This is a genomic window from Micrococcoides hystricis, assembly GCF_042434215.1.
Taxonomy (GTDB): Bacteria; Actinomycetota; Actinomycetes; order Actinomycetales; family Micrococcaceae; genus Micrococcoides; species Micrococcoides hystricis.
In genome coordinates this window covers 1-25,694 of the sequence record NZ_JBHLUB010000026.1, presented here as the reverse complement: position 1 = coordinate 25,694, position 25,694 = coordinate 1, and the positions used below count along the sequence as shown (strand labels likewise).

The 25,694-nt window shown below is 58.0% G+C and carries 28 protein-coding genes and 2 tRNA genes; 12 read left to right on the top strand and 18 right to left on the bottom strand.

Annotated elements, in window-relative coordinates:
• The 8 genes from fdhD to ACFFFR_RS05485 form a co-directional block, all read right to left on the bottom strand.
• A complete protein-coding gene (gene fdhD, locus ACFFFR_RS05520; protein ID WP_377458550.1) occupies window positions 1-831 on the bottom strand; it encodes a formate dehydrogenase accessory sulfurtransferase FdhD in 831 nt (276 codons plus the stop codon).
• Window positions 832-834: 3 nt separating this feature from the next.
• Window positions 835-2,094, bottom strand: coding sequence for a molybdopterin molybdotransferase MoeA (locus ACFFFR_RS05515; RefSeq protein WP_377458549.1), 1,260 nt, complete (start codon window positions 2,092-2,094; stop codon window positions 835-837).
• Complete coding sequence (locus tag ACFFFR_RS05510; RefSeq protein WP_377458547.1) at window positions 2,094-2,381, bottom strand: DUF6457 domain-containing protein; 288 nt, start codon at window positions 2,379-2,381, stop codon at window positions 2,094-2,096. The genes ACFFFR_RS05515 and ACFFFR_RS05510 overlap by 1 nt, the downstream gene beginning before the upstream one ends.
• Window positions 2,382-2,417: 36 nt before the next feature.
• Window positions 2,418-3,083, bottom strand: coding sequence for a molybdenum cofactor guanylyltransferase (mobA, locus tag ACFFFR_RS05505; protein WP_377458545.1), 666 nt, complete (start codon window positions 3,081-3,083; stop codon window positions 2,418-2,420).
• 10 nt (window positions 3,084-3,093) lie between these two features.
• Window positions 3,094-3,597 carry an HNH endonuclease gene (locus tag ACFFFR_RS05500; RefSeq protein WP_377458544.1) on the bottom strand — a complete coding sequence of 168 codons (504 nt, stop codon included), beginning with the start codon at window positions 3,595-3,597 and terminating at the stop codon, window positions 3,094-3,096.
• 204 nt (window positions 3,598-3,801) lie between these two features.
• Window positions 3,802-4,668: a C40 family peptidase gene (locus tag ACFFFR_RS05495; protein WP_377458638.1), complete on the bottom strand. Its 867-nt coding sequence runs from the start codon at window positions 4,666-4,668 to the stop codon at window positions 3,802-3,804.
• Window positions 4,669-5,153: 485 nt separating this feature from the next.
• The gene (locus ACFFFR_RS05490) at window positions 5,154-6,116 is read right to left on the bottom strand and encodes a M23 family metallopeptidase (RefSeq protein WP_377458542.1); all 963 of its coding nucleotides are present in this window, start codon (window positions 6,114-6,116) and stop codon (window positions 5,154-5,156) included.
• Window positions 6,117-6,312: 196 nt separating this feature from the next.
• Complete coding sequence (locus ACFFFR_RS05485) at window positions 6,313-7,014, bottom strand: iron-dependent transcriptional repressor DtxR (RefSeq protein ID WP_377458540.1); 702 nt, start codon at window positions 7,012-7,014, stop codon at window positions 6,313-6,315.
• Window positions 7,015-7,222: 208 nt separating this feature from the next.
• Between ACFFFR_RS05485 and serC the strand changes: the two genes are divergently transcribed.
• The gene (gene serC, locus ACFFFR_RS05480; RefSeq protein ID WP_377458538.1) at window positions 7,223-8,353 is read left to right on the top strand and encodes a phosphoserine transaminase; all 1,131 of its coding nucleotides are present in this window, start codon (window positions 7,223-7,225) and stop codon (window positions 8,351-8,353) included.
• Window positions 8,354-8,437: 84 nt separating this feature from the next.
• Here the strand turns inward: serC and ACFFFR_RS05475 are convergent, their stop codons facing one another.
• Both ACFFFR_RS05475 and ACFFFR_RS05470 read right to left on the bottom strand, forming a co-directional pair.
• Window positions 8,438-8,884 carry a DUF3027 domain-containing protein gene (locus tag ACFFFR_RS05475; protein ID WP_377458536.1) on the bottom strand — a complete coding sequence of 149 codons (447 nt, stop codon included), beginning with the start codon at window positions 8,882-8,884 and terminating at the stop codon, window positions 8,438-8,440.
• Window positions 8,868-9,251 carry a cold-shock protein gene (locus ACFFFR_RS05470; RefSeq protein WP_377458534.1) on the bottom strand — a complete coding sequence of 128 codons (384 nt, stop codon included), beginning with the start codon at window positions 9,249-9,251 and terminating at the stop codon, window positions 8,868-8,870. The genes ACFFFR_RS05475 and ACFFFR_RS05470 overlap by 17 nt, the downstream gene beginning before the upstream one ends.
• Window positions 9,252-9,372: 121 nt before the next feature.
• On the opposite strand from ACFFFR_RS05470, the gene ACFFFR_RS05465 reads away from it, so the two are divergent.
• The 4 genes from ACFFFR_RS05465 (at window position 9,373) to ACFFFR_RS05450 (ending at window position 12,517) form a co-directional block, all read left to right on the top strand.
• Window positions 9,373-9,618 (top strand): cell division protein CrgA, encoded by a 246-nt coding sequence (locus ACFFFR_RS05465; protein ID WP_377458532.1) that lies wholly within the window; start codon window positions 9,373-9,375, stop codon window positions 9,616-9,618.
• Window positions 9,619-9,696: 78 nt separating this feature from the next.
• The gene (locus ACFFFR_RS05460) at window positions 9,697-10,407 is read left to right on the top strand and encodes a response regulator transcription factor (RefSeq protein ID WP_377458531.1); all 711 of its coding nucleotides are present in this window, start codon (window positions 9,697-9,699) and stop codon (window positions 10,405-10,407) included.
• A gap of 15 nt (window positions 10,408-10,422) precedes the next feature.
• Window positions 10,423-12,072, top strand: coding sequence for a sensor histidine kinase (locus ACFFFR_RS05455; RefSeq protein WP_377458529.1), 1,650 nt, complete (start codon window positions 10,423-10,425; stop codon window positions 12,070-12,072).
• A gap of 154 nt (window positions 12,073-12,226) precedes the next feature.
• Window positions 12,227-12,517 (top strand): WXG100 family type VII secretion target, encoded by a 291-nt coding sequence (locus ACFFFR_RS05450; RefSeq protein ID WP_377458528.1) that lies wholly within the window; start codon window positions 12,227-12,229, stop codon window positions 12,515-12,517.
• Window positions 12,518-12,599: 82 nt separating this feature from the next.
• Here the strand turns inward: ACFFFR_RS05450 and phnE are convergent, their stop codons facing one another.
• The 3 genes from phnE to ACFFFR_RS05435 are packed head-to-tail and all read right to left on the bottom strand — an operon-like array spanning window position 12,600 to window position 15,141.
• The gene (gene phnE, locus ACFFFR_RS05445) at window positions 12,600-13,433 is read right to left on the bottom strand and encodes a phosphonate ABC transporter, permease protein PhnE (protein WP_377458526.1); all 834 of its coding nucleotides are present in this window, start codon (window positions 13,431-13,433) and stop codon (window positions 12,600-12,602) included.
• Window positions 13,430-14,221: a phosphonate ABC transporter ATP-binding protein gene (gene phnC, locus ACFFFR_RS05440; protein ID WP_377458524.1), complete on the bottom strand. Its 792-nt coding sequence runs from the start codon at window positions 14,219-14,221 to the stop codon at window positions 13,430-13,432. The genes phnE and phnC overlap by 4 nt, the downstream gene beginning before the upstream one ends.
• Window positions 14,218-15,141, bottom strand: coding sequence for a PhnD/SsuA/transferrin family substrate-binding protein (locus ACFFFR_RS05435; RefSeq protein ID WP_377458522.1), 924 nt, complete (start codon window positions 15,139-15,141; stop codon window positions 14,218-14,220). Before ACFFFR_RS05435 ends, phnC begins: the two co-directional genes overlap by 4 nt.
• Window positions 15,142-15,283: 142 nt before the next feature.
• Here ACFFFR_RS05435 and ACFFFR_RS05430 point away from each other — a divergent pair, with 142 nt between their 5' ends.
• Complete coding sequence (locus ACFFFR_RS05430) at window positions 15,284-16,189, top strand: DUF4031 domain-containing protein (RefSeq protein WP_377458521.1); 906 nt, start codon at window positions 15,284-15,286, stop codon at window positions 16,187-16,189.
• A gap of 113 nt (window positions 16,190-16,302) precedes the next feature.
• On the opposite strand, the gene groL is transcribed toward ACFFFR_RS05430, so the two are convergent.
• The 3 genes from groL to ACFFFR_RS05415 form a co-directional block, all read right to left on the bottom strand.
• Entirely contained in the window at window positions 16,303-17,940 is a 1,638-nt protein-coding gene (gene groL, locus ACFFFR_RS05425) for a chaperonin GroEL (RefSeq protein WP_377458520.1), read from the bottom strand.
• A 287-nt stretch (window positions 17,941-18,227) separates the two neighbouring features.
• Window positions 18,228-18,935, bottom strand: a complete 708-nt coding sequence (locus tag ACFFFR_RS05420; protein ID WP_377458518.1) for a LytR C-terminal domain-containing protein — start codon at window positions 18,933-18,935, stop codon at window positions 18,228-18,230.
• An 89-nt stretch (window positions 18,936-19,024) separates the two neighbouring features.
• Entirely contained in the window at window positions 19,025-19,273 is a 249-nt protein-coding gene (locus ACFFFR_RS05415; RefSeq protein ID WP_377458517.1) for a DUF3263 domain-containing protein, read from the bottom strand.
• A gap of 148 nt (window positions 19,274-19,421) precedes the next feature.
• Here ACFFFR_RS05415 and ACFFFR_RS05410 point away from each other — a divergent pair, with 148 nt between their 5' ends.
• Window positions 19,422-20,114: a uracil-DNA glycosylase gene (locus ACFFFR_RS05410; protein WP_377458636.1), complete on the top strand. Its 693-nt coding sequence runs from the start codon at window positions 19,422-19,424 to the stop codon at window positions 20,112-20,114.
• A gap of 85 nt (window positions 20,115-20,199) precedes the next feature.
• Here ACFFFR_RS05410 and ACFFFR_RS05405 read toward each other — a convergent pair whose 3' ends face one another.
• Window positions 20,200-20,787 (bottom strand): helix-turn-helix transcriptional regulator, encoded by a 588-nt coding sequence (locus ACFFFR_RS05405; protein ID WP_377458515.1) that lies wholly within the window; start codon window positions 20,785-20,787, stop codon window positions 20,200-20,202.
• A 114-nt stretch (window positions 20,788-20,901) separates the two neighbouring features.
• Here ACFFFR_RS05405 and ACFFFR_RS05400 point away from each other — a divergent pair, with 114 nt between their 5' ends.
• The 3 genes from ACFFFR_RS05400 (at window position 20,902) to ACFFFR_RS05390 (ending at window position 23,647) form a co-directional block, all read left to right on the top strand.
• On the top strand, window positions 20,902-22,002 hold the full coding sequence (locus tag ACFFFR_RS05400; RefSeq protein ID WP_377458513.1) for an aromatic ring-hydroxylating dioxygenase subunit alpha: 1,101 nt from the start codon (window positions 20,902-20,904) through the stop codon (window positions 22,000-22,002).
• An 11-nt stretch (window positions 22,003-22,013) separates the two neighbouring features.
• Window positions 22,014-23,000 carry a PDR/VanB family oxidoreductase gene (locus ACFFFR_RS05395; protein WP_377458511.1) on the top strand — a complete coding sequence of 329 codons (987 nt, stop codon included), beginning with the start codon at window positions 22,014-22,016 and terminating at the stop codon, window positions 22,998-23,000.
• Between the two features lie 176 nt (window positions 23,001-23,176).
• Window positions 23,177-23,647: a DUF3237 domain-containing protein gene (locus ACFFFR_RS05390; protein ID WP_377458509.1), complete on the top strand. Its 471-nt coding sequence runs from the start codon at window positions 23,177-23,179 to the stop codon at window positions 23,645-23,647.
• Between the two features lie 20 nt (window positions 23,648-23,667).
• On the opposite strand, the gene ACFFFR_RS05385 is transcribed toward ACFFFR_RS05390, so the two are convergent.
• Window positions 23,668-23,741: transfer RNA gene (locus ACFFFR_RS05385), tRNA-Val, on the bottom strand.
• A gap of 119 nt (window positions 23,742-23,860) precedes the next feature.
• On the opposite strand from ACFFFR_RS05385, the gene ACFFFR_RS05380 reads away from it, so the two are divergent.
• Both ACFFFR_RS05380 and ACFFFR_RS05375 read left to right on the top strand, forming a co-directional pair.
• Window positions 23,861-23,934, top strand: a tRNA-Thr gene (locus ACFFFR_RS05380).
• Between the two features lie 108 nt (window positions 23,935-24,042).
• Window positions 24,043-25,596, top strand: a complete 1,554-nt coding sequence (locus ACFFFR_RS05375; protein WP_377458507.1) for a vWA domain-containing protein — start codon at window positions 24,043-24,045, stop codon at window positions 25,594-25,596.
• Window positions 25,597-25,694 lie beyond the last annotated feature (98 nt).

The following is a 25,694-nucleotide window of genomic DNA, read 5'->3' as shown; positions in this document are numbered from 1 at the left end:
TTAGCTGTGTGGGGTGACCCGTTCGGGGTGTGTGTACAGATTAATCGAGTCGCCGCGAGAGAACCCCGCCAGAGTCAGGTTTGCTCGCTCCGCTAGATCCCTTGCCAAGGAAGACGGGGCGGACACTGCACTGAGGATGGGGATTCCTGCCATCCATGCTTTCTGCACGAGTTCAAAAGAGGCTCGTCCGGACACTTGTAGTACGGTGTGGCTCAAAGGAAGATCTCCGGCTCGGAGGGCGGCTCCGACTACCTTGTCAACGGCGTTGTGCCGTCCCACATCCTCTTTGAGATCAAGTAGATTGCCATCAAAATCAAAGATGCCAGCCGCATGCACTCCCCCTGTTTTGCTAAACAGGGACTGCGCGTCTCGTAGTTTGTCAGGTAGCGCTAGCAGTGTCTCCAGCTCGATTGTTTGTTTTGGCGCAGGCAGCAGGAACTGGCCTGTTTTCTCGACCGCATCGATGGATGCTGTGCCGCAGATCCCGCAGGCTGATGTCGTGTAAACATTCCGTTCGATTGCTGTATCGGGCAGGGGAACTCCGGGTGCCAGCTTCGCTTCCACCACGTTGAAGGTTTGCCGTCCCTGCTCGTCTGTTCCGGCACAGTATCGCAGCGTTTCAAGCTGGTCAGCGTGGAAGATCACGCCTTCGGAGACGAGAAAGCCTGCCACGAGGTCAAAGTCATCTCCGGGGGTTCGCATCGTAATGGTGAACGCTTTTCCATTGAGCTGGATTTCCAGCGGTTCTTCTACCGCCAGCTGGTCTTCACGCTGTGAGAATTTGTCATTGCGATAGCGTGTCACTCGGACGCGTTGCGTGAGTCGCCCCATGGGTTATGCACCTCTCTGCGGGTCGAAGTTTGCCCACGGCAGGGGCAATAGTGGGATGAGGTCACCGGGGTTTGTTTCTTCTGAGACGACAGCAAAATACTGGGCACCTAACAGGCCACGCAACATGGCAGAACCGTAGAAGGTTGAGGCTTGTATGACGCCTTGTTGATCGCGAGCAGGCATCAATCGCGGTCCCTTCTTGGTCTGGCAGGTCTCCCCTGCCACCCCGTGGTGTTCGGTCAGTTGCCCTACGCCGGAGAGCGCAGCCAACAATGGCATGCCTACGGTCGCGAAGCCGGCCAGCGCAGCCAACGGATTCCCGGGCAGTCCCACGACAAAGGTCCCGCCCCGGCCCGCGAGACGTTGCTGTTCCGTGGCGGGGAGCTGGGCTAGCACCGTCGGGTGGCCCGGTCGCATGGAGATTTCTGGGACTAAGATCTGTGCGCCTTCTTGTGCCAATGCGCGGCGTAAATAATCGGCGCTGGAGAACCCGGTGCCACCAGTGGTGATTAGTACATCGACTTCGGAAGCGGCCCGGACGAGTTCCGCGCTCATCGAGTCCAGATCATCATCGATTCGGGCTTGGTAAATTGTCTCGGCGGGGATGCGCTGGGAACCATGCCGTAGCTCGCACATGAGTTGGGCAAAGTACGGGCTGAACGCGTCTCTGACTTCGCCGGGGCCAGGCAGTCCTTCCGTGATGACTTCATCGCCGGTAAAGACGAACCCGATGCGCGGTTTGGGATAGCACTCCAGGTAGTCGACTCCGGCGACGGCTGCCGCGGCAAGCTCTGCCGGCCCGATGAGTGTTCGGGCGGTCAGAATTCGTTGCCCAGCGACGACTTCCGCCCCTGCGCCCCGGATGTTTGCCTCCGGCTCTAAGTCCCGCGTCTGGGTGTGGTTGGGCAACAGGTATATAAGGCCGTCCTCGATGCGTGTATGTTCGATACGCAAGACGCTGGTGGCGGTCTCTGGTACGGCTGAACCGGTGAGGATGCCTGCGGCTTCCCCCGCTGCTAGTTCGAGGTTTCCGTCGCGGCGGCCCTCACTGACCAGTTTCCATGGGCCCGTGAAAGATTCTGGGGTGTTGATGGCGTAGCCGTCCATCGCGGCGGAGACGTAATGGGAGACAGCGATCAGCGCGGAGGTGTCCTTGGCCAAGACGTGACCGTAGGCTTCTGTAAGCGGTTTCTGGGCTGTCGGCAGCGGGTGTTGGGCTGCGGCAATGTCCCGAGACCGCGTCCACGAATTGTCAGTGGGCATTAATCCTGTCCCTCAGGGTGCTCCTCTTGCCATCGCGCCAGTGCACGCTCAATCACTCGCAAGCCAGAATCAAAGGCAAGTTCGTATGGGGCTTGCCCGGTCGCTTCTGCTACCCCGACTACGTAGCCCAAAATATATGAGCTAACGGGTGCTCCGGGGCGCACTACCCCGTGAGCGACAGCGGCGGACATGTTCAGGACCTTGTCAATGTTCACCTCGGTCTCAGGGATTTCGAGGTCGCGCAGCAACTCTGCTGCCCATGCATCAAGTTCTCTGGGATAGCTCATAGCTTCCTATCCTATCGTTGGCTTCTTTCGCGCCCGTTAGGCCTCTTTATCGGGCAGCTTTGCCTTCGCAGCACGAGCGTCGGCCGGGGTGTCGATGTCCATGAGCAACGCTGGTGCCAACACCGGGCGGTGGACGCTTCCTGCCTCAATCGCATCGAACAATTCGCGCATGGATGCATCGACAAGGCCGATAAACGGTTTGGCAGCCAGAATATTCCCCAGCGCTTCGGCGCTGATCACGGCTGCCATATTCTGGTCACGGCCTGACTCATCCTGAGGCAGTACCAGCTTTGTTCCTGGGGGCGCGTTGTGCCACTCCTGCAGTAGCGCGGGGACCAGCTCTTCTAGGCGTGGCAAGTCCACTCCCAAGAGCAATACCGGCAAGGCTGAGGCTTCTACGGAAGCGTGGCCGAGAGGATTCTTACCTAAGTCTGCACCGGCCGTGAGTTTTTCCCATCCTGCTGCAATTGCTGCGGCGGGCCCTGCGTATTGCGGTCGCTCCCAAACGTGCTGGATGGGGGCCGCACCAGAGCGTGTCATGAGTTCGGTCGGTGGCCCAACCATCACTCGACCGGCCGCCCGGTCGGTAGCATCCACAGCTGCTTGGGCTAGGGTGCGGCCACCGATGCTGATGTGGTCTTTGCGTCGGTTGCCGAGGCGGCTACCGCGTCCGCCGGTAAGAATAATCGCCAGATAGGTCATACCTAGCAGATTAGCGCGTTTTCTCCCAGTAACCGAGATAGGGCTGCCACTCCACAGCGGGTCGGTCGAAGTCTTTCAACCACCGATATTGCTGGGTAGGTGGCCCAGGCGTGAAAGAGAGGGTCCAGCCCAGTTGATTGAGTGATTTGTTGCCCTTGCGGTGGTTACAACGGGAGCAGCAGGCCACCAAGTTGAACCAATCAGAAGGACCGCCTTGTGAGCGCGGCACGATGTGATCAATCGTCTCGGCATGCTGACCGCAATAGGCGCATTCGTAACGATCCCGCCGCAACACCGCTAGACGGCTCGCGGTCCGTACCCGAGGCGCTGGTGGACGAATGTAGCGGTTGAGGATGATGACAGCCGGGCGCTGGTAGGAGTCTGAAACAGTTCGGATGACGTCATCGCTTTCGGAGAGGACGGTCGCTTTTTCATTGAGAACTAAAACGAGCGCTCGGCGATAGCTCACCACGGCCAGTGGTTCATATCCAGCGTTCAATACGAGTGTTCTCATTTAGACCTCATCCTCTTCAGAACTCCATTTATACGTGTAACACGTCACAATGAGCTTTGGCTAGAGTTTTGGGTGAACGCTGGGTGTCTTCTCAGCGGCTAACTGGCGGAAGAAGACGCATCCCCGTAGGTCACGTTAAATGACTTTGGGCCCGCCCATCTTTTCGATGGACGAGCCCAAAAACTTGTGATCGCAGCTAGCGCGTTAGCCTACGTAGCGGTAGTAGCCCACGATTGGGTTACGGTTCACGCTCTGCACGATGGTGCCAACCGATGGGTTCTGAGCACCGATGGCCTTGCCGCCGCCAACGTAGACGACAACGTGGCCGCCGCCGTTCTGGATGACCAGGTCACCAGGGGCTGGGGAGGAAACACGCTGGAACTTGCTGGAGCCCATGATGCCCCAGGTGGTGCGTGGGATGGAGATACCGTTCTGGGCGTAGACCCATGCGGTGAAGCCGGAGCAGTCCCAGCCGCTTGGGGTACCGCCACCGAGAACGTATGGGGAACCAACACCGGCGTATGCGCTGGCAACGATGCCGGATGCGCCAGCTGGCGCCTTGGCTTCAGCCTTTGGCTTCGGGGTGGAAGCTGCGGCAACCTGAGTCTGAGACTGCTGCTGTGGGCGAGCCTGCTCGGTGGCCTGCTGCTGCTGTGGAGCCTGAGTGGTCTGGTTCTGGGTGTTGGTCTCTGCTGCTGGAGCTTCTTCTTCCTGAGCTGGTTCAGGCTGCTCTTCAACAACTGGCTCTGGACGTGGCTCAGAGGTGGTGGAGACCTCATCACGCTTGACCTTGTTCTTCTTGGCCGTAGCGGTGATCTTGATTGGCTTGCTGCCGGAAACGCGATCCAGAGCAATGGTGGTTGGCTTATCAACAGTCAGGGCTTCGCGGGAAGCATCCTGGGCTGGGGCGCCCTGAGCTGGAAGACCAAAAGTGAGGACAACACCGGAAGCTGCTGCGAGGACCGCGGCCTGACGGCCAATGGTGCCGGCGTTAGCGCTGACCGCTTTGGAAAGACCCTGGAGCGGGTTGCTGCGAACAGGAGTCGCGCGGTGGCGTGCGGCTGCGTCGATCTTAGTCACTGAAGTTTGTACCTTTCGTTTCGCCTACATGAATGAGTGGCGGTTCTTTTCTTCTGCCATTCAGTTATGTCCCTGCCGTCCTACGTTGCGAACGGATCCCGTCTAATTGCCGGCAAGGTTCGGCTCTCAATTAGCGGGTGGGTTTCTCTCGGTCTCCCGGGAGCACTTGAACAACATTAGCGGAAGGTCACGGTATTGTCACATTCAGATAACAGCGGGTCGTTATCAATCACTATTTCCGCGTAAATAAAGGGAACTTGGGGCGTTATCAAGCCGTTACCGATGGTTATCAAGGCCTGTTTTCGGCACTTCAGTCCCAAAAAAGTCTTAATTTTCAGGGTTTTCACAGATTTGAGAGACAAAAACCCAGCTTTCGCGCTTAAAAAGTAACGTCACCGTGACATAACTCACATGATGAGTCGTCACGATGACGTTTTTTCCAGAGACCTAAGTGACCTTCTGGATGGAATCTTGTTTTATTCGGCTGGCAACCAGTCGCGTGGGTCGACTGGGGTGCCGTCGACGATGACTTCGAAGTGCAGGTGGCAGCCGGTGGAGTTACCGGTTGAACCGCCAAGCGCCACTAGGTCGCCGCGCTTGACCTGATCCCCAACCTGAACCTTGTTGACTGTGTTGTGGTTGTAGGTCGTGACCAAGCCGTTTCCGTGATCAACGCTGACGCGGTTGCCAGAGTGTCCGGCCCACTCAGACTGGGTCACAACGCCGGCTGCTGCTGCATAAACCTCAGTACCGCATGCGTAGCCATAATCTTGACCGATGTGGGTAACGGTGCCGCCGCTGCCCCATGGGTCAGGGCGCAGCCCGAACCGAGAGGTGATGCGAACGTTCTTGACCGGGTGCGCTAGGGCTCCGGCGCTTCCCTCAACTTCGGTCTGTCCAGATGAGGCCACCATGAGGCGGTTGAGCGCATCGTCCTTGTTCTCAGATTTGGTGTAGGAAACGCGCTCCATCTGGGCGCCTGCATCCTTCGGAACTACGATGCGTTCACCCACGGCTGCGGAGACTCGAGTGTCAGCGCTTTCGGGGGTGTCTGCTTTGGCTTTGGTGGCTTCTGCAGCGTCACTTCCCTGACCGGGATTGACTGCAGCGAAGATGAGTCCGGCTGCGGCTGCCACTGCGGCAGCGCGCTGGGCGGTTGACGATTGAATGACCTGGCTGGCACGGTTGGTCCGCTTCCGGCGGTCCTGCAAACCAATGACGGTGTCGAAGTCGTGTTCGGCAGCAGCTACTTCAGTGGTAGCGGCTGGTTTGCGGAACGCATCGAGCTCAACGACTGGCGCAGTGGTGGCACTCAGCGGAGCAGCAGCTTCAGTTTTCGGAGCAGGGACCTGTGCCAAGGGCAGGACATAGACGCCGCTGTAATCGAACCCCGCGACAGATACGCGTGGGAGTTGGCGCCGCTGAGCATGCACAGGCATTGACCAGTAAACCTTTCGGAAAGAATGTATGGATCGACGCCATCTGCGCAACAACTATGGTTCAGAACATAACGCTTATGTAACGTCGACGTTCAAAAGCTTAGCCGAAGAGCCCCAAAAATAACAATTCCGTTATAAACCCTGTGGATACAGCGAAGTTAGAGCCCGATTGTGGAGAAATCGGGTGGGAAGGCTTTTATTTCGGCTCGCAGCCGAAGATGTGCTCGGCAACTTCTGCGGGAATTTCCAGAATGCCGTTCACCCCGTCTACTTCCACAGCGACGTATTCACCGACAAGGGTGATGGAAGCGTGCTCGCCGGGCATGATGCGGCCTTCCTCAAGCTGGGTGAGCAGCTCGGGATCGGTTTGCACCGCCTCGGCTAAACGCTTGATCCAGAATCGGACCGGACCGTCCCCGTGGTTGCAGGCTGCAGAAACCATGGATTGCAGATCCCCGACACCGGTTTCCGCTTTTTCACCACCGAAAGCTTCAAGGCCCGGGATGGGGTTGCCGTAAGGAGATTTCTCTGGACGCTCGAGAAGTTCGAACAGGCGCTGTTCTACAGCTTCACTCATGACGTGTTCCCAGCGGCAGGCCTCTTCGTGGACCTGCGGCCAGTCCAAGCCAATAACGTCCGCGAGCAGGCGCTCGGCAAGACGGTGCTTGCGCATCACTCGGGTAGCCAGATCACGCCCAGCTTCGGTCAGTTCCAATTGCCGATCCGCCGACACAATCAACAGACCGTCTCGTTCCATGCGGGCAACCGTCTGGGAGACCGTAGGGCCGGAGTGCCCCAATCGTTCAGCGATGCGGGCACGCAGCGGCACGATGCCTTCTTCTTCCAACTCCAAAACAGTCCGAAGATACATCTCTGTTGTATCGATGAGATCAGTCACTCGTGCCTCCGCTACGTTCTTACACAGTGATCTTACCCTTGAATGCTCCCGGGCTAAGGCGTCATATTCGACGACTGTAGCTACCTTACGCCCACGCCCCAGCCCAATCTAAGGCACAATTAAGACCGTACCCACCTCGTAAGCAGGCTGCAGCAGCCTGTCAGTTAAGCGTGGAAGCCGTTCGTGAAGAACTTGTTGAGGAGAAGTAATGACCGAAGCGCAGATCCGAATCGACGAATCACTGCTACCGCAGGATGGTCGATTTGGTGCCGGTCCGTCCAAAGTCCGTGAAGCTCAAGTACAGGCCCTATCCGATGCCGGAAAAACGCTGCTTGGTACCTCCCACCGCCAAGCCCCGGTAAAGAACCTTGTCGGTTCTGTGCGTGAAGGACTCATGCAGTTCTTCAACGCCCCGGATGATTACGAAGTCATCCTGGGTGTAGGTGGTTCAACTTGTTTCTGGGATACAGCAACCTTTGGGTTGGTCGAGCAGAAAGCTCAGCACCTCTCCTTTGGTGAGTTTGGCTCGAAGTTCGCCAAGGCCACCAACGATGCCCCTTTCCTTGGCCCTTCCTCGATCATTACCTCTGACTACGGGACTCGCCCGGAGCCACAGCCAGAGTTCGGCATTGACGTCTACGCGTGGCCGCAGAACGAAACGTCTACCGGCGTCATTGCGCCGGTAGAACGCGTCCACGGTGCCTCCGATGGCTCGCTGATTTTGGTCGATGCGACTTCAGCCGCCGGCGGTATGCATGTCGACCTGACCCAGACAGACGTTTACTACTTTGCCCCGCAGAAGAACTTCGCCTCCGACGGTGGGCTCTGGCTGGGCATGTTCTCCCCCGCCGCGATCGCGCGCGTGGAGAAGATTAACTCCTCCGGCCGTTGGATCCCCGACTTCCTGAATCTTCAGACCGCGGTAGACAACTCCCGGAAGAATCAGACCTACAACACCCCGGCGCTGGCCACCTTGGTGACCCTGGATGCTCAGATCAAGTGGCTGAACGAAAACGGTGGCATGAGCTGGGCTGCGCAACGTACCGCTGACTCATCCTCCCGCGTCTACTCCTGGGCCGCAGGCACCGATTACGCCACCCCGTACGTGGAAAAGGAAGATGAGCGCTCCCCGGTCATCTGCACCATCGACTTCGATGACTCCATCGATGCCGCAGTGGTTGCCAAGACCCTGCGCGCCCACGGTGTGGTCGATGTGGAACCTTACCGCAAGCTAGGCCGTAACCAGCTGCGGATCGCAACCTTTACCGCGATCGAACCAGACGATGTGACTGCGCTGACCAAGTGCATCGACTCGGTCGTTGAGCAACTGCGCGGCTAATACACCAGCACAAACAAACGCCAGGGCGGGGAAGATTCTGCATGAATCTTCCCCGCCCTGGCGTTTGCGTTCAAAAGAAGACGGTCAGTCTTCGTCTGGTGAAGAGTTCTCTTGTTTCTCTTCGGCCGCCTGTTCGGTGTCCTCGGCCCCGTCCTGTTCAGACTGCTCGGCCTGCTCCTGTTTGCGCTCTTCTTCGCTGACACGCTCAGACCACGGTACCCAAGGTGGTGCGAGCAGCGAATCGTCACCGGAGACGAGACCCAACTCGCAGACCGTTACCTGCTTGGAGCGGCTAGCGCGGGCCACCGTGCTGAACCAGTGCCAGCCCTTATATCCGGGCAAGAGGCACACGAAGCGGTGGGTGACCAACCGGTCGTCGTCCGCGGCGGCACCGACGTGTTCGCCGACCTGGTCATCGTCTGCGATTTCCGCGAGCGCGGCGCGGGCGATCTCGATTTCCCCGGCCAGCTGCGGATCCAGTTTAGGTTTGCGTCTACGCAGCGGGGTCTCTGATTTAGGCGTCGATGTCATCGGCCACCCGCCGCAGAACTTGGGCAATCTTCTTGGCTTGTGAACCTTGCGGATACTTTCCGCGGCGCAAGCCGTTAGAGGTGTTATCGAGCAACTTAATGAGGTCCTCGACCACGACCGCCATCTCCCGGGCCGGGCGACGTTGCGCCTTCGCAACGGACGGTGCGGCCTCGATAATGGTGGCGCCTAAGGCTTGCAGTCCTCGTCGACCGTCAAGTACCCCAAATTCCATGCGGGTGCCGGCCTTGACGTCTTTCACGCCCTCCGGCAGCGCACGAACCGGCAGGAACACTTCCTGACCTTCATCGCTAACCAAGAAGCCAAACCCTTTATCAGGGTCAAACCATTTGACACGACCCACTGGCACTTTGTTTTACCTCTTTTTCTTACCGGAACTTGCCCCTAGTTTACCCCGGGGTGGCCAACCTCATGCCGAGATTGCGCTCTAGGCGGCATTGTGTGCGGAAGCGGAAACTAAACTGGTCACTATGCACTCCGAGCACTCCCAAAAGCAGTACAAAGTTCCGACCTGGCTCCGCACACTGACGTGGGTTGCCGTGGCCATCACCGTCATCTGCCTGCTGGCCCTGATCTGGATCCTGATCGCCTACTTCACCGAGGCAACCATCCCGCCAGTGCTCTACGCTCTCGGCCTCTTTGGCTTGCCCATGAGCTTTGCCCTCATGTTGTCCGCACTCATCGTTGCCTCCATCCAGCGGCGTCGGGCCAGCTAGAACAGTCTAATTCGCGACAGATCCAGCCAGCAGGCTCCCAGCTAACCTCCAGTTTTCCGACAGATAATAGTCATTGTGATGAGTAAAACCCCTGAAGCAAAACTGTTAGTTGTTGATGACGAGCCGAACATTCGCGAGCTGCTCTCCACCTCCCTGCGCTTTGCCGGGTTCGAGGTTGTTGCCGCAGCCAACGGGCGTGAAGCCCTAGCGGCGGCAGAGGAAAGCCAGCCCGACTTGGCGGTGCTGGATGTCATGCTGCCGGACATGGATGGCTTCACCGTCACCCGTCGACTGCGCGCCACCGGCAAGCACTTCCCCGTCCTGTTTCTCACGGCACGGGATGACACCGCAGACAAGGTCACCGGTCTGACCGTCGGTGGCGACGACTACGTCACCAAGCCGTTCTCCCTCGATGAGGTCGTCGCGCGCATCCGTGCGGTACTGCGCCGGACCCAAGCCCAGGACTTCGAAGATGAAGCCCTGATCCGGGTTGACGATCTTGAGATGGACGATGACGCACATGAGGTGCGCCGCAACGGCGAACTGATTGATCTCTCGCCCACCGAATTCAAGCTGTTGCGCTACCTGATGTTGAACCCCAACCGGGTGCTGTCCAAGTCGCAGATCTTGGACCACGTATGGGAGTACGACTTCAACGGGGATGCCTCCATCGTGGAGTCCTACATCTCCTACTTGCGGCGCAAGATCGACTCATTGCCCGATGTGGTCCCCATGATCCAGACCAAACGCGGAGTCGGGTACATGTTGCGCACCGCAGACAAACGGTAGCTAGACTTTTCTTTCATGACCCGGTTCTTCAGCACCATCAGACAAAGCTGGCGTTCGCTCTCCCTGCGCACCCAGCTGGTGGTGATGATGAGCGCCCTGCTGCTGGCCACCATCGTGGTCACCACGGCGCTGGCCGCAACCCTGTTCCGTTCTGAACTCATCACCAGAATGGACGAAGACCTGCACGCCAACCGCAACAACGTCTCGGTGTACCTGACCTCGATGGGTTCAGACACCTCCGTGTACTACAACCCGCAGTCCATCCTGCGTTTCTACGGGGTCCTGCTGACGAACGACGGCGAACTCACCAGCGCCACCACGCAGGTCTCCTCCGAACAGGACGCACCACAGATCCCCGCCTGGGATGAACACGAAGTCGCCCAACACGCGAACCGCTCGTTCACCGTAGCCGGCACCAAGGAACACTCTGCCGGCTGGCGCGTACGCATGTACCGGCTGGAGTCCGGAACCGGATCCGTGGCGATTGCGCTACCCATGAACCAGATCACCACCCCGGTGGAACGAGCCACCACACTGGTGGCCACCGTGGGCCTCATGGCCACCGTGACCGCATCGATGATCGCCTACATGCTGGCGACCAGAGCCTTCCAACCGCTGTTGCGCGTGGAAAAAACTGCCGCCAAGATCGCGGCAGGCGACCTGTCCCAACGCGTAGACTTGGGCCCCCCAGACACTGAAGTCGGTCGGCTTTCGCGCTCCCTGAACGCCATGCTCTCCCACGTGGAAGGCGCCTTCCGGGCCAAAGAAGAGTCCGAGAACAGAATGCGCCAGTTCGTTCAAGACGCCTCCCACGAACTACGAACCCCGCTGGTCACCATCCGTGGCTTCTCGGAGTTGTACGGCAAGGGCGGCATTACCTCCGCCGAAGACACCTCGGTGGCGATGGCCCGAATCAACTCTGAGGCAACCCGCATGAGCCAGCTGGTCGAGGACCTGTTAACCCTCGCCCGGCTCGATGAGCAACGCCGCCTAGACATTCAGCCGTTGGACCTACTGGTCCTTGCCAACGATGCGGTCTTGGACGCCAAGGTTAGCGCCCCTACCCGACGAGTCACCCTCATCGGACTCGATGGCGGCATCCCCCGGTCAGCCACCGTCCAAGGCGATGAGGGCAAACTGCGCCAAGTCATCGCCAACCTCATGTCGAACGCGCTGCGTTACACCCCGGAAGGCACGGATCTTGAAATCGCGGTCGGTGTCGAACCGGTCATCGAAGGCCACCAGAACGCCGTCGTAGAGATTATCGACCACGGCGAAGGCATCTCTGACGAAGACGCCAACCGGATCTTCCAACGCTTCTACCGCGCGGACTCATCCCGTCAGTCGGAAACCGGCGGAACCGGACTTGGTTTGGCCATCGTGGCGGGCATTGTCGCCCAACACGACGGTTCCGTCACGGTCCGGCCCACGGAAGGTGGCGGCGCCACCATGGCGGTGAAGATTCCGCACGCCCCGGACGCGGACCTGGAACATGATGCGCTCGAACTCCCCCAGTTCAGCGCCACCGATGAGACCCGCGCCCAAGTCGAAGTCGAACCTGAACAACCACCCGCAGCCACCAAGAAAGCGCGTACCGGCCCACTTGGTCTGTTCCGCGGTGGCAAGAAAAACCCGAAACGTCCTAACGGGAAAAACTCCGCCTAACACTTCCGCAGACGCCGTCCTCCACAGACCACCTAGCTTGTGAAATTGCTCTTTCTCACGTCGCTACCCGGTCCGCGTTGACTCCACCGAAGCGGATACTTGGCCTCGTGCTCGTATCACCGGCACATCCGCTTCGACAGCAAAGGAAGAGACCATGACCAGTTTTCAGGTTGATGCCGCGGATCTGCAGAGCAAATCCGCCGCCGTACAGGGCTCCATCAGCAGATTGCAGACCGAGGTCAACACCATGGACGCGAACCTACGCCTCCTGAAAGACTCCTGGCGGGGCCAAGCCGCCAACAACTTCATGTCCGTGCTGAGCCAATGGCGAGCAACCCAAGCAAAAGTCGAAGAGTCGTTGGGGAGCATCCGTACCGCATTGGCGTCGGCCTCCAAACAGTACGCCGAAGCCGAACGCGCCAACGCGGCCATGTTCAAGTTTTAAGACAGCAAACTGGGCGTGGGCTACAGCGAAAGATTCTTTCTGTAGCCCACGCCCAGTCCGCTAGTAGCGCGCGAGAGAGAGATTAGAGTCCGCGGCCGAAACCAACGTCGGCGAGCATTCGCTTGCGGACTTCGGAGCTGAGCCGTTCGGCCAAGAGGACAACGACCAAGATCATGATGATGATCGTAAAGGCGGTATCGAACTGACGCAGCTGGAACGCCACATTGAGCTCGACACCGATACCTCCGGCGCCCACTAGGCCGAGCACGACGGCACCTCGAACCGACTTCTCCAGGCAGTACAGGCTGGTGCCGGAAAAGGACGGAAACACGACCGGCAGAATAGCGGTCGCCACGACCGGCACACCCCTAGCCCCCGTCGAACGGATGGCGTCGATCGGTCCCCGCTCGACCTCCTCAACCCGTTCGGCAAAGAAACGTCCAGCAAATCCGAGAACATCTACGGCGATAGCCAGAATTCCTGCCAAGGGCCCCAGCCCGACGGACACCACGAAAATCATGGCCCAGACCAAATCTGGGATGGAGCGAAAGGCACTCAACACCAGACGCAACGTCGCCGAGATGGCCGGATGCGGTGAGGTGTTTCGTGCGGCCAAGAGAGAGACCGGCACACTGAGCAAGACACCCAGCATGGTGCCGATCAAGGCCATCTCCAGCGTTTCAAGGATCGCTTCACCCAGTTGCGGCGCACGCTCCAGGTTCGGTGGGAAGCCTCTGGTGATGAAGTTCCACGAACGTTCTGGTGCCAGCGAGATCCGCTCAAAATCCAAGTCCAGCCGCAACAAGCCATTCAGCGTCAGAAGCCCGATGAGCAGGAGCACCACGATCGTGGAGGCACGTGGGCGCTTGAATCGCTGGGGTGGTTCAGTTGTGGTTTTATCCTGAAGCAGGCTCACGACTCGCTCCCCCTTCCGACTGATGCTGTCTGGATCGTGTAAATGTCTTGGAGCTGTTCGTCTGCCACCAAATCCATGTGGGTGTCGAGATCGATCTTGCCTTCGCGCAATGCCACCATGCGTCCGCCGTACTCTCGCGCCAGATTCAACTGGTGCAGGGTGCAGACCAAGGTGAGGTTCTGTTCGGAGCAGATCTCCCAGAGCAGGTCCATGACTTCCCGACCCGCGTGCGGGTCCAGTGCGGCCACCGGTTCGTCGGCGAGCACGATCTTGGGTTGTTGCATCAACATCCGGGCAATGGCCACGCGTTGCCGCTGCCCACCGGAGAGCGCTGAGGCGCGCCGGTCGGCGATTTCCGCCAAGTCGACCCGTGCCAGAGCATCCATAGCTTCGGCACGAATCTCGGCGGATGCTGTAGCTGCGTACCAATTTCTGATGCTGGGGGCACGGCCGAGCGATCCGTGGATAACGTTGGTCAGCACACTGAGTTGGTCAATCAAGTTGATGTTCTGGAACACCACACCGACGTGTTTGCGCAGTCGTGCCAGCTCCGTCTTTGAACATTTCATGACATCTACTTGGTTGACATGGATGGTGCCCTCCGTTGGTTCGACCAACCGTGTCAGGCACTTGAGCAACGTCGATTTGCCGGAGCCGTTGGCTCCAAGCAGCACGACGTTCTCCCCGGCGTCTATCGTGAGACTGACCTTGTCCAGAGCCCGGTGAGCACCAAAATCTTTGGTCAGCCCTTGTACATCAATGACGGTTTCTGCGGTGGGGCGGCTCACTGCTCGTCCTCGTCAGGCAGGTCGGCGTAGCGCTCGAAACCTGCTGCCTCAAAGGCGGTACGGGTTGGGTTGTAGTCCTCGTCCTTGGCCGGAACGAATTCGGACTCCAAGTACTTGTCGTTCTCGCCAGTTTTCACGATGGCTTCCAGAAGCACGTCTTGGTTCTCGGTGAGGGTATCCTGCAGCCAGGATGCGCATTCATCACCGAGAGCTTTACCGGCAACAAACAGGTCGTTCGGTAGATCCGGGCCTTCCTCCAGCACGAAGACTGAGCCTTCACCCATCTCTTCTTCGACTTCTTCGAAGTCTTTCAGGCCGGTGCCCAGTGCGTCCCCTTCACCGGAGGCGAATGCCTCCATGCGGGTTGAGTCCAGCGGCACCACGTCAACATCAACATCAGGTTTCAGCCCGGCGTTCACAAGCATTTCCAGTGGGCCTAGGTGGCCGGAGGTTGAACCGACCTCTTTGGTGATCACGGTCTTGCCCTTCAGGTCAGAGACCTCTTCAATCCCGTCGTCACTCTTAGCGATCAAGATCGCGCGGTAATCCGGGCGGGTTACCCCGACAACGGGGATGGCGTCGGCTTCCTGCTTCAGCACCACGTATTCGGCCGGACCGGTCAACAATAGATCGATCTCATCGAATTCCAACGCAGTCGCAGCTGCGGTCCGGGAGGAGATCGGATAGAACTCAACGTTCTTCCCGGTGGCTTCCTCAAGGGCTACTCGGAAGTCTTCGAATTCGAGCACAAGAGTCTCAAGTCCTTCAACCCCGGTGTCGGAGAATCGAAGTGTGTCCGGGCAAGAACCCGCTCCGGCCTGCTGGCCTTCAGGAACAGCGGTGTCAACGGGCGTGGAACAACCTGCTAACAGCAGGGATGCGGCAAAGGTCAGTGCAAGTGCGCGGTTGAAACGTGACATGGTGATGCTCTCCTCAAAGCGAGACAGGATTTATGCAGGTACTTCCAGCCAATCGACTCAAGGAACGTAGAACTCAATGCACCATGAGGAGAAGGTTAAGCTGCGGTAAAGAATCTTGTGGGCGGACGAATAAACTGTGAACATGGCGCTTTTCATCGATCCACCGCAGTGGCCTGCCCATGGCACGGTCTTTTCGCATCTCATTTCCGATGAGAGTGTGGACGAGTTGCACGCCTTCGCCGAGGCTGTCGGACTGTCCCGTCGCGCTTTCGATGGGGACCACTACGATGTTCCCGCCCACCGGTACCCGACTGTGGTTGCCTTAGGCGCTCGGGAAGTGACTGCCGGAGAGCTAGTCCGTAGACTTACCGACTCTGGTTTGCGAATTCGTGCGGCCCACCGTCCCAGCAAGGTGCAGCGTGTGCTGAAGTCCCGGTTTGGTCGCTTATTTCCCGTTGAAGCGCTGTCGTCAGCGTCGGTGATCCGCGATGACTTGTTGTATCGTTGGGCCGAACCCCACCGCAGCTACCATGATCAGACCCATCTGTTGGCCGTTCTAAACACCATTGACTTTTTGGAGCGGCACGGCGAGAGTAGCGGGGCCTACCCGCGAGCGCTCCGGTTGGCTGCGTGGTTCCACGATGCGGTCTATCTCGTTGACGGGGCCGCCGGTGAAGCGGAGGAGGCCTCCGCGCAGTTGGCGGAGAGGACCTTGTCAGAGTTTGGTCTCACTGATTCTGAGGTGGAAGAAACGGCGCGCTTGGTTCGGTTGACCACCCACCATCGGCCGGAAAATGATGATGAGGCTGGCGCGCTGTTCAGCGATGCTGACTTGGAGGTCCTAGGTCGAGCACCGGCCCTGTATGAACGCTACCGGCTGGGCATCATGAGCGAGTACGGTCACTTGGATGCAGAGATCTTCACTCGTGGTCGAGCTGCGGTGCTGCGCACACTACTGGAGCAAGATCCGCTGTACAACACGCGCACCGGGCGGGACCGTTGGGAAACCCAAGCCAAACGTAATTTGGCCGAAGAGCTGCAACGCTAAAAGCTTCAAGGTTAAAGACCGACGGCCACCAGCCGTCCCTTGCGAACAAGGGGTGCGGCTGGTGGCCGTTTAGGTTGAGCTCACGGAGCTAGCCGGTGAGCGGCTGGTGTGGCTTAGAAGCCGCCCATACCGCCCATGCCTGCCATCTCATCGGCGCCCATGGCTGGTGCGCCAGCTGGTTCTGGCTTGTCGGCGATGACTGCTTCGGTGGTCAAGAACAGGCCAGCGATGGAGGCGGCGTTCTGCAGAGCAGAGCGGGTCACCTTCACTGGGTCGTTCACGCCGGCTTCCAGCAGGTCTTCGTATTCACCGGTTGCAGCGTTCAGGCCCTGACCATCTGGCAGGTCCTTGACCTTGTCGGCGACAACGCCTGGCTCCATGCCGGCGTTTTCGGCGATCTGCTTCAGTGGGGCCTCGATAGCGACCTTGACGATGTTGGCGCCGGTGGCTTCGTCACCGTCGAGGTTCAGGTTCTCTAGGGCCTTCTTGCCAGCCTGGAGCAGGGCAACGCCACCGCCGGCGACGATGCCTTCTTCAACGGCAGCCTTCGCGTTGCGGACAGCGTCCTCAATGCGGTGCTTGCGTTCCTTCAGTTCGACTTCGGTTGCGGCACCGGCCTTGAGCACGGCGACACCACCGGCGAGCTTGGCCAGGCGTTCCTGCAGCTTCTCGCGGTCGTAGTCGGAGTCGGTGTGCTCGATTTCAGCGCGGATCTGAGCCACGCGGCCGGCGATCTCTTCAGCGTCGCCTGCACCTTCAACAATGGTGGTTTCGTCCTTGGTGACGACGACCTTGCGGGCGGTGCCCAGCATGTCGAGGGTCGCGTTCTCCAGCTTCAGGCCGACCTCTTCGGAGATGACCTGTCCGCCGGTGAGGATGGCGATGTCGGCCAGCATGGCCTTGCGGCGGTCACCGAAGCCCGGGGCCTTTACGGCAACGGACTTGAAGGTGCCGCGGATCTTGTTCACCACGAGGGTGGCCAGTGCTTCGCCTTCGATGTCTTCGGCGATGATCAGCAGCGGCTTGCCGGACTGCATGACCTTCTCCAGCACGGCGACCATGTCCTTGACGGAGGAGATCTTGGAGTTGGCGATCAGGATGTATGGGTCTTCGAGGACGGTTTCCTGGCGCTCTGCGTCGGTGACGAAGTAGCCGGAGATGTAGCCCTTGTCGAAGCGCATGCCTTCGGTCAGTTCCAGATCCAGGCCAAAGGTGTTCGACTCCTCGACGGTAATGACGCCTTCCTTGCCCACCTTGTCGAGGGCTTCGGCGATCAGTTCACCGATCTGGTTGTCGCCAGCGGAGATGGACGCGGTAGCGGCGATCTGTTCTTTGGTCTCAACGTCGCGGGCAGCGGCGAAGAGTTCTTCGGTGACAGCGGCTACAGCCTTGTCGATGCCGCGCTTCAGGGACAGTGGGTCTGCGCCGGCTGCGACGTTGCGCAGGCCTTCGCGGACCAGCGCCTGTGCCAGTACGGTGGCGGTGGTGGTGCCGTCGCCTGCGACATCGTCAGTCTTCTTGGCGACTTCCTTGACCAGCTCAGCGCCGATCTTCTCGTACGGGTCTTCCAGTTCGATTTCCTTGGCGATGGAGACACCGTCGTTGGTGATGGTGGGTGCGCCCCACTTCTTTTCCAACACGACGTTGCGCCCGCGTGGGCCAAGGGTGACTCGGACGGCGTCGGCCAGGGTGTTCAGGCCGCGCTCGAGGCCGCGACGGGCCTCTTCGTCAAATGCAATGGTCTTAGCCATGAAGGTGTGGGTCCTTTCTGGACTTCTTCCAGTTCTGCTTGGACCTTTTGCAGTGCCCGCGACGGACAGCCCCACGTGTGGGTCTTCACCACGAAAAGGTCGTTTCCCTCTCGAAGGCTAGTGGCTGCTATGTCTGCGTCTGACCGGCCCACAACTTTCAAAGCCGTTAGCAGTCACCACTTCGGAGTGCTAAGTCAAAAATTAGCACTCTGGACACGCGAGTGCAAGCTCTACTTTTGTGGGTAGAGGACCGATCGCCCAGCGCGTAAAGCAGGGGCACTTGGGAGTCACTGGTTGGACGCGAGGACCACGACAATTGCGGGGACTTGCCGCTGTTCGACGTTGCCGATTCCGAGCGAGTCCGCGACCGCTTGAGCGGTGTCTCGCTGGTCCTCGGAGGCGTAGTAAACGGTGCTAGTTGCTACCGCGAAACCTTGCCAGTTGGCTGTCACGGGCACCGTGAAGCCCTCATTGCGTAGCGTCTGGCCGGCCTGGGCCGCAGCGCCCGGGGCAGCCGCGGTGTTGTAGACCTCGACGTTCAGGCCGTAGTTCACATTGGCCGCTGGAGTGGATTCGGTTTCTTCTTCCGTTGGGCTTTGGGTTGGAGACTGCGTCGGTGACGTCTCAGGTTCCGTTTCGGTCTCTTCCGGGGACTGCTCTGGGCTCTGTTCGTCCGAAGTCTCTGTTTCCTCGGTAGGCCCGGTCTCTTGATCCGTTTGAGTTTGTTCGGTCTGTGTTTGCTCGGTTTCGGTCTGGTTACCGTTGTCGTTATCGGTACCGGTCAGGGTTGGCAAGATCAGGAAGGAGAAAGCGCCGATGATGAGGGCGAGCACCCCAGCGAAGATCACCCATTTGAGGCTGTTGCGCTGACGGACTTGGGGCACCGCCTTCCGATGAGTCCCGTAATAACGCGCGTCGTAGGGGATGTCATCGAATTCATCGTGTGGAAGGTCCTGTTGACCTTGATTGCGCTCAGCATCCTTGGGAGACGACAATGCCTGACCTTTTCCTTGGTGGTGCGAGTGTTACCCTGCAGAAAACTCTATCTGGTTTTGCGCAGATTCGTCGGGCAGAAAAGTCTAAGTTACCGAGCTGTGAAGGGATTCTGCCGGTTGCGGCGAAGCTGGTTGACCAAAATTGGGTCATGCGCCAACGCGGCCTCGGTGTCTAACAAGTGGTTCAGACGCTGGAAAAATTGAATGGCGCTGAGTTGAAACTCTTGCTGGATCGCCAGGTCCCGGGCGCCCTTATATTTATAGTCTCTACGCATGAAATCTAAGATCTGCCGATCTAGTTCGCTCAGCTGCGGTGGTTGCCGTCGTTCTTCACTCACAGTTTTCCCACCTGCCTTTCAATCTCAGATCTGCCAAACAAGCACCGTTCAGGCTACCGCAATTACTGCAGCGCAGAAAACCGCTAAGAATCTTCCTTACTTAACCCCGCTGAATTGAGAAGATGGACTGGTGAGCACTGAAGAGACTATGGACGAACTCAACACGTTGTTTCGGGACCCCCTCGAAGACGGGTGGGCTCGCGCCCTGGCTCCGTTGCGCGACGACTTTGCGCGCATTGGCGAACAACTCAAAGAACGGCGCAGTGCGGGTGAGACTATTCTTCCTGCACCTGAGAACATCTTGCGCGTTTTTCGGCAGCCCTTTGATGAGGTCAAGGTCTTGGTGTTGGGCCAGGATCCCTACCCCACGATCGGTCACCCTATTGGAATGTCTTTCGCCGTTGACAAGCATGTGCGTCCGCTGCCGAAGAGTCTGCAGAACATCTACCGAGAGTTGCATGATGATCTGGGCATCGTCCCGCCCGAGCATGGTGACCTCAGCGCGTGGGCTCAGCAGGGTGTCATGCTGTTAAACACAGTCTTGACCGTGCAAGCTGGAGCCCCGAAGTCACACCACGGTCTTGGTTGGGACGTCATCACTAAAGCCGCTGTGGTGGCACTTGCTGAACGGGACAAGCCCCTCGTCTCTATCTTGTGGGGAGCTGACGCCGGTAAATTTGAACCGCTGCTGGAGCAACACGGAGCACCCCACTTCGTTCGGAGTCCACACCCGTCGCCCCTGTCCGCGTACCGCGGTTTCTTTGGATCCAAACCATTCAGTCAGACCAATGCGTTACTAGCCGATCAGGGCGCTGGCCCCATTGACTGGTCGCTTTCGTAAGATACAGACTTCCGCCTTACGCCAGAGCGAGCATTCGCGTCCGTGCAACACGCTGAAGTTGCTGTCGCCATCCGTCAGCCACTTTCTAGTCGGAGTCGGCTGCCCCTATTTCACGCAACACGGCCTTAGCCCACGCGATTTCAGCCTCAGCGCGCTGGATGCGCCCCTGATAGGCAAGGACTTTAAAGCGAACGATCCGGTCGGCATCCGCGTCCGGAAACCTTTCCAGTCTACGCTTGATGACCGGCGAGACACGCCCTTCGATATCAGCGATCTGCCGAAGTGCCCGCTCAGCCTCACGCTTCTGATGGTCAATGTGCCGGTTGAGCATTCGCTCGAGGTCACCTGGGTCTGCCCATTCGCCGTAAGCCACCCGCAATTCAACGGGGTCGCGCTCCAGACCATACTCATGTTCCGATTCCTGCCAGCGACGCAGCTCTTCAATGCCACTAGAAGTCACTTGGTACTCGGTCTTCACTGCGCCTTTACTACCCCACGGAACGAGCTTGCCCTCGACCAGCCCCTCTTCTTCCATTTTGCGCAGCGCGGGATAAATCTGTGAGTCCTTGGCCTGCCAGAGATAACCGACGGACCCGGAGAATTGCTTCACGACGTCGTAGCCCGTCATCGGCCCGGATGACAGCAGCGCCAATAGGGCAGCACGCAGACTCATAGATTTTCCTCTCCAGAACTCTTGTCACAGCATACAAGCTGCAGTAATGTGTGTCTCACAACACAAACTAACTAACTACTTAGTTATTTACACCCTTAGCTATTCGAGGATGTTATGACACTGCAGGCAGAAACCATCACGACCGCAAAGATCTTTCCGCACCCACTCAATGCTTGGTACGTTGCGGCGTGGGATCACGAAGTAAACAGGACCCCACTAGCCCGGACTATCGCCAACAAGCCACTCGTCCTGTACCGCACCACGGACGGTAAACCCGTTGCACTCGCGGATGCCTGCTGGCACCGACTGGCCCCACTATCCAAGGGCAAACTCATGGGTCGTGACGAGATTCAATGCCCCTACCACGGCCTCCAATACAACTCAGCAGGCCGATGCACTCACATGCCGGCCCAAGAGACCTTGAACCCATCCGCCACAGTTCCGTCCTATCTCGTCGAAGAGCGCTACCGTTACGTCTGGGTTTGGCTTGGCGACCCAGAACTGGCGGATGCCGAGACCATTCCAGATATGAGTCAAATGAGCTCGACCGAGTGGGCCGGTGACGGCAAGACTATTCACGCGGATTGCAACTACCAGCTAGTGCTTGACAACCTCATGGATCTAACGCACGAAGAGTTCGTCCATTCGTCTTCCATTGGTCAGGACGAATTGTCTGACGCAGAATTCGAAACAACCCAGGATGGTAGAACTGTGACGGTCACACGGTGGATGAGAGACATCGACCCGCCGCCTTTCTGGCTAAAAAACATGCGCGACAAGTTTCCTGACTTCGAGGGCAAAGTTGATCGTTGGCAAATCATTCATTACACCTACCCGTCGACCATTTGCATTGACGTAGGCGTGGCGAAAGCCGGCACCGGCGCACCAGAAGGTGACCGCAGTCAGGGCGTGAACGGCTATGTTATGAATACCATTACCCCGGAATCCGATCGTTCCTGTCATTATTTTTGGGCTTTCATGCGCAACTATTGTCTCGATTCGCAGTTGATAACCACTCAACTGCGGGAAGGCGTCCACGGGGTATTCGGGGAGGACGAAGAAATGCTCAAGGCGCAGCAAGAGGCGATCGAGGCTAACCCCGATCACGAGTTCTACTCCCTCAACATTGATGCCGGTGGAATGTGGGTGCGCAGGATCCTTGAGAGAGCCCTCCAGGCCGAAGGCCGCGCCACTGTTGTGCCGCCGAAAGCATAGGAGAAACGCATATGAGCACCCTTCATGACAAAAGCTGGTTTGATGCCACCGTTGTCGCCACCACAATGGTGGCGGAGGAGATCAAACGAATCGAACTCGCGGTTCCTTTCGATGTTTCATGTAAAGCCGGCGAGCACATAGACGTTCTGCTGCCGGGAGCAGAACGACAGTTGAAGCGGTCCTATTCGATCGTGGATGCAGATAGGCAAGCAGGGACCGTTGCGCTAAGCGTATTCAGAACTCCGAACTCACGGGGCGGCTCAATAATGATGCACACCCTAGTTCCGGACAGTCGTCTCCGCGTGAGCTCACCTCAACAGGATTTCCCCTTGCGCATCGGGGCACGTAGATATGTTTTGCTTGCCGGTGGCATTGGCATCACAGCAATCTTGTCCATGGCAGATACGCTGCGGCGTGTTGGCGCCAATTATCACCTGATTTACGTCGGTCGACACCGAGCCGCGATGGCCTACCTAGATAGGGTCATAGCTGACCACGGCGAGAAGGCTACGATTTATGTCGATGCAGAAAACAAGCCGCTGAACGTCAAGCAGCTCGTCGCAGAAATCGATTCCGATACCGAGCTGTATATGTGTGGGCCCATCCGACTGATGGATGCTGTTCGAAGAACTTGGCACGATACCGACTTAGACATCACCAATCTGCGCTTTGAAACTTTCGGTAATTCAGGATGGTTTGAACCAGAACCGTTCACCGTCACGGTTCCTCGTCTGGGTTTGACCACCCAAGTGGAACAAGACGAATCCCTGCTAGAAGCCCTCGAACGGGCCGGGGCGGACATGATGTTTGACTGTCGCAAAGGCGAGTGTGGGTTATGCCAGGTCAAGATTCTGAGCCTCCAAGGTCGCATCGACCACCGTGATGTATTCTTCTCTGAAGCACAGAAAAATGAAGAGCTGCCTGCAACCTTGTGTTGTTGTGTTTCACGTGTGAGCGGGACCGATCTCTCACCTAACATCGAGTTAGATATCCCATAGCTTTTCCACGGAGCGCCGTACGCTCTGGTCAGACATGCAGGTCAGCGCTGCCACCCTGTTGTTAGTACCTATTCGACTGCATTCCATCACAAACGCTCCGGAAGGCTGACAAGGAAAACTACCGAATCCGAAATTCTCGACCCTCGCACCAGAAATACCTCTAATAGGAGCTTTTCATGTTTCACACTCCCCCGGCACCCGAATTGGAGTACTTGGCCCGGTTTCATGTTGAAGTTGCCACACCTGTTGAGGTGGGAAACACTCCCGACGGGTTTCGGCGCATCATTCCAATCACCGGTGGAACGGTCGATGGCCCCCACTTCCGCGGACGCATCTTGGACGCCGGGGCCGACTTTCAACTCGTCGCAAGCGACACTGTCGCCCTCTTGGATGCCCGGTACGTGGTGGAAACCAGCGACGGTGAACGACTGTATATCGTCAATGACGCGATCCGCAGCGCGAGTCTAGAAGACACCGCCGCGCTGCTAGCGGGCCAGCCTGTTCCCGCCGAACGCGTTTACTTCAAGTGTCACCCCAAGATCAGCACGGCAGCTGCACGCTATCAGTGGTTGAGCGAGCACTTGATCATCGGAAGTGGCGAGCGCAGGCCAGATGCCGTGATTCTAGATCTATGGGTCGTACGCTAAAGCAGGTTTAAACAAGAAAGTGGTTCCTACTGGACTCGAACCAGCGACCTTTCGCGTGTGAAGCGAACGCTCTAACCAACTGAGCTAAGGAACCGCGCTTGCGCAGATTTGATCTTAGCACCCCCGACACGACCGATAAAAATTCTCACCGACGGATCGGTTCGCTTATCCCTAGCTTGCTGGGTTAAGATAGAGAGGTTGCCAATGCAGCAAGCCTCCTTAGCTCAGCTGGCCAGAGCAGCTGTCTTGTAAACAGCAGGTCGCCGGTTCGAATCCGGCAGGGGGCTCTTTTTCTTTAAGTATCACGACATTTTCGCGTCTTGAACCCTCAATTACTTGCCGGTTACACCTCTTTGCGGCTTTACTTGAGTCAAATTCATAGATTGGGAATCGTCGTGCAAAGAAAACAGCAATTTATTCGAAAACTGGTCACAGCGGCGGGCCTACTGTCCCTGACGATAGGGCTTACCGGTGCAACGGCCACCGGTGAACCCGATCAGGACCAAGCTCCAAGCGAGAATGAGAAGTCTTCCGTCTTGCTGATCCTCGACGCTTCCGGGTCCATGAACCGCAAGGATCCCAGTGGGACTACCCGCCTTGAAGCCGCAAAAAAGGCACTCAACAACACGATTGATTCCCTTCCTGCCAACATCGACGTTGGACTACGGGTATACGGCGCAACCGTCAAAGATAAGAACGACGCTGATCCATCGAAACAGGCCTGCCAAGATTCCCAGTTGATTCACCCGATTGAGCAACTGGACCGGGCAAAACTCAAGGCCGCAGTCAACGACTTCGAAGCGGTCGGCCAAACCCCGATTTCACACGCACTTCTTGAAGGCGCCAAAGACCTTGGCGACGAAGGTAATCGACACATCATTCTGGTCTCAGATGGCGAAGAGAATTGTGTGCCTGATCCCTGTAAGGAAGTTGAATCCATTGCGGACAGCGGCATTTCGATGCGCATCGACGCGGTCGGCTTCGCCGTCAATGACAAGGCCCGCAATCAGCTCAGCTGTATCGCAGAGCTGACCGACGGTTCCTACTATGACGCAAAAGACGCAGATCAACTGGACTCCGCACTGCGTCGGTTGTCTGCTCGTGCTGCCCGTCCTTTCGCACTCCAAGGTGAGCCCGTCCAAGGCAGCCGTGAAGCACAGAGCGCACCCGAGCTGACTTCGGGCCAGTACCAGGACAAGGTCAGCGGCTCCAATCAGGGAGACACTGAAGTCTTCTACAAGATCAAGCGTCAGATACCTGACTCATCCCTCCACGTGAATGTGTTGGCTAAGTCGCCCAAACTTTCTGGATCAGTACTGGCAACCTCGGGGACTTGGAAAACAAGTTTGTCCACGCTGGAAGGAACCGAATGCGGTTACCAGTACGATGGCGGTTTAGATGTGTTGCGATTCGGCACGTTGGTTTCCCATACAGTTTCCACGTACGGGATGGATCCGCGGTTAAGTACGCCTGATTCCAAGATCGAAGAGTGCGCCAAAGCGGACGAGCTGATCTTGTCCATCAAACGCGGCAAGGGCGATAACGCCAACACTCTACCCACGGCCATTCGAGTGATAGAAGAACCGGTGCCGACGAACCTTGATGAACTGCCGGACGGAGTCAGTGAAGTGAGTTCGGGAGGCGACACGATCGACAAACCTAAGCCTTCAACTCCAAAGGACGTCATCGGTAGCGTGAGCTTTGAAGAAGCGGAAACGTTAGAGTCTGGCTCATATGTGACGGAAGTTGTCCCGGGAGAAACAGTCTTCTTCAAGACCCCCATTGACTGGGGACAATCGGCTGTGTTCGGGATCGATGGGTTAGCAGAGGACCCCGTTGACCCCAAGGAATTACACATAATCGAACAAATTCATATTAATGGAGATGTTCTCGCCCCGAACTACTCCAACATCGACTCCCACTCGAATACAGGCCGGGTGTCAACGTAGTGCCTCATGTCAATTTGATCGCGTAACTCGGGTTGTGCCTCATATAGATTGATCGCGTAGCTCTCGTTCAAGCGGTGTGGATCTTCACGCCACCGGTT

Excerpts from the sequence above, each read along its gene's own strand:
- ACFFFR_RS05450 (WP_377458528.1), top strand. The coding sequence starts at position 12,227 with ATGACCAGTTTTCAGGTTGATGCCGCGGATCTGCAGAGCAAATCCGCC.
- ACFFFR_RS05510 (WP_377458547.1), bottom strand. The coding sequence starts at position 2,381 with ATGAGCTATCCCAGAGAACTTGATGCATGGGCAGCAGAGTTGCTGCGC.
- fdhD (WP_377458550.1), bottom strand. The coding sequence starts at position 831 with ATGGGGCGACTCACGCAACGCGTCCGAGTGACACGCTATCGCAATGAC.
- ACFFFR_RS05465 (WP_377458532.1), top strand. The coding sequence starts at position 9,373 with ATGCACTCCGAGCACTCCCAAAAGCAGTACAAAGTTCCGACCTGGCTC.
- ACFFFR_RS05515 (WP_377458549.1), bottom strand. The coding sequence starts at position 2,094 with ATGCCCACTGACAATTCGTGGACGCGGTCTCGGGACATTGCCGCAGCC.
- ACFFFR_RS05400 (WP_377458513.1), top strand. The coding sequence starts at position 20,902 with ATGACACTGCAGGCAGAAACCATCACGACCGCAAAGATCTTTCCGCAC.
- ACFFFR_RS05455 (WP_377458529.1), top strand. The coding sequence starts at position 10,423 with ATGACCCGGTTCTTCAGCACCATCAGACAAAGCTGGCGTTCGCTCTCC.
- serC (WP_377458538.1), top strand. The coding sequence starts at position 7,223 with ATGACCGAAGCGCAGATCCGAATCGACGAATCACTGCTACCGCAGGAT.
- ACFFFR_RS05410 (WP_377458636.1), top strand. The coding sequence starts at position 19,422 with ATGGACGAACTCAACACGTTGTTTCGGGACCCCCTCGAAGACGGGTGG.
- ACFFFR_RS05405 (WP_377458515.1), bottom strand. The coding sequence starts at position 20,787 with ATGAGTCTGCGTGCTGCCCTATTGGCGCTGCTGTCATCCGGGCCGATG.
- ACFFFR_RS05395 (WP_377458511.1), top strand. The coding sequence starts at position 22,014 with ATGAGCACCCTTCATGACAAAAGCTGGTTTGATGCCACCGTTGTCGCC.
- ACFFFR_RS05475 (WP_377458536.1), bottom strand. The coding sequence starts at position 8,884 with ATGACATCGACGCCTAAATCAGAGACCCCGCTGCGTAGACGCAAACCT.
- ACFFFR_RS05430 (WP_377458521.1), top strand. The coding sequence starts at position 15,284 with ATGGCGCTTTTCATCGATCCACCGCAGTGGCCTGCCCATGGCACGGTC.
- groL (WP_377458520.1), bottom strand. The coding sequence starts at position 17,940 with ATGGCTAAGACCATTGCATTTGACGAAGAGGCCCGTCGCGGCCTCGAG.
- ACFFFR_RS05490 (WP_377458542.1), bottom strand. The coding sequence starts at position 6,116 with ATGCCTGTGCATGCTCAGCGGCGCCAACTCCCACGCGTATCTGTCGCG.
- mobA (WP_377458545.1), bottom strand. The coding sequence starts at position 3,083 with ATGACCTATCTGGCGATTATTCTTACCGGCGGACGCGGTAGCCGCCTC.
- ACFFFR_RS05390 (WP_377458509.1), top strand. The coding sequence starts at position 23,177 with ATGTTTCACACTCCCCCGGCACCCGAATTGGAGTACTTGGCCCGGTTT.
- ACFFFR_RS05435 (WP_377458522.1), bottom strand. The coding sequence starts at position 15,141 with ATGTCACGTTTCAACCGCGCACTTGCACTGACCTTTGCCGCATCCCTG.
- ACFFFR_RS05500 (WP_377458544.1), bottom strand. The coding sequence starts at position 3,597 with ATGAGAACACTCGTATTGAACGCTGGATATGAACCACTGGCCGTGGTG.
- ACFFFR_RS05460 (WP_377458531.1), top strand. The coding sequence starts at position 9,697 with ATGAGTAAAACCCCTGAAGCAAAACTGTTAGTTGTTGATGACGAGCCG.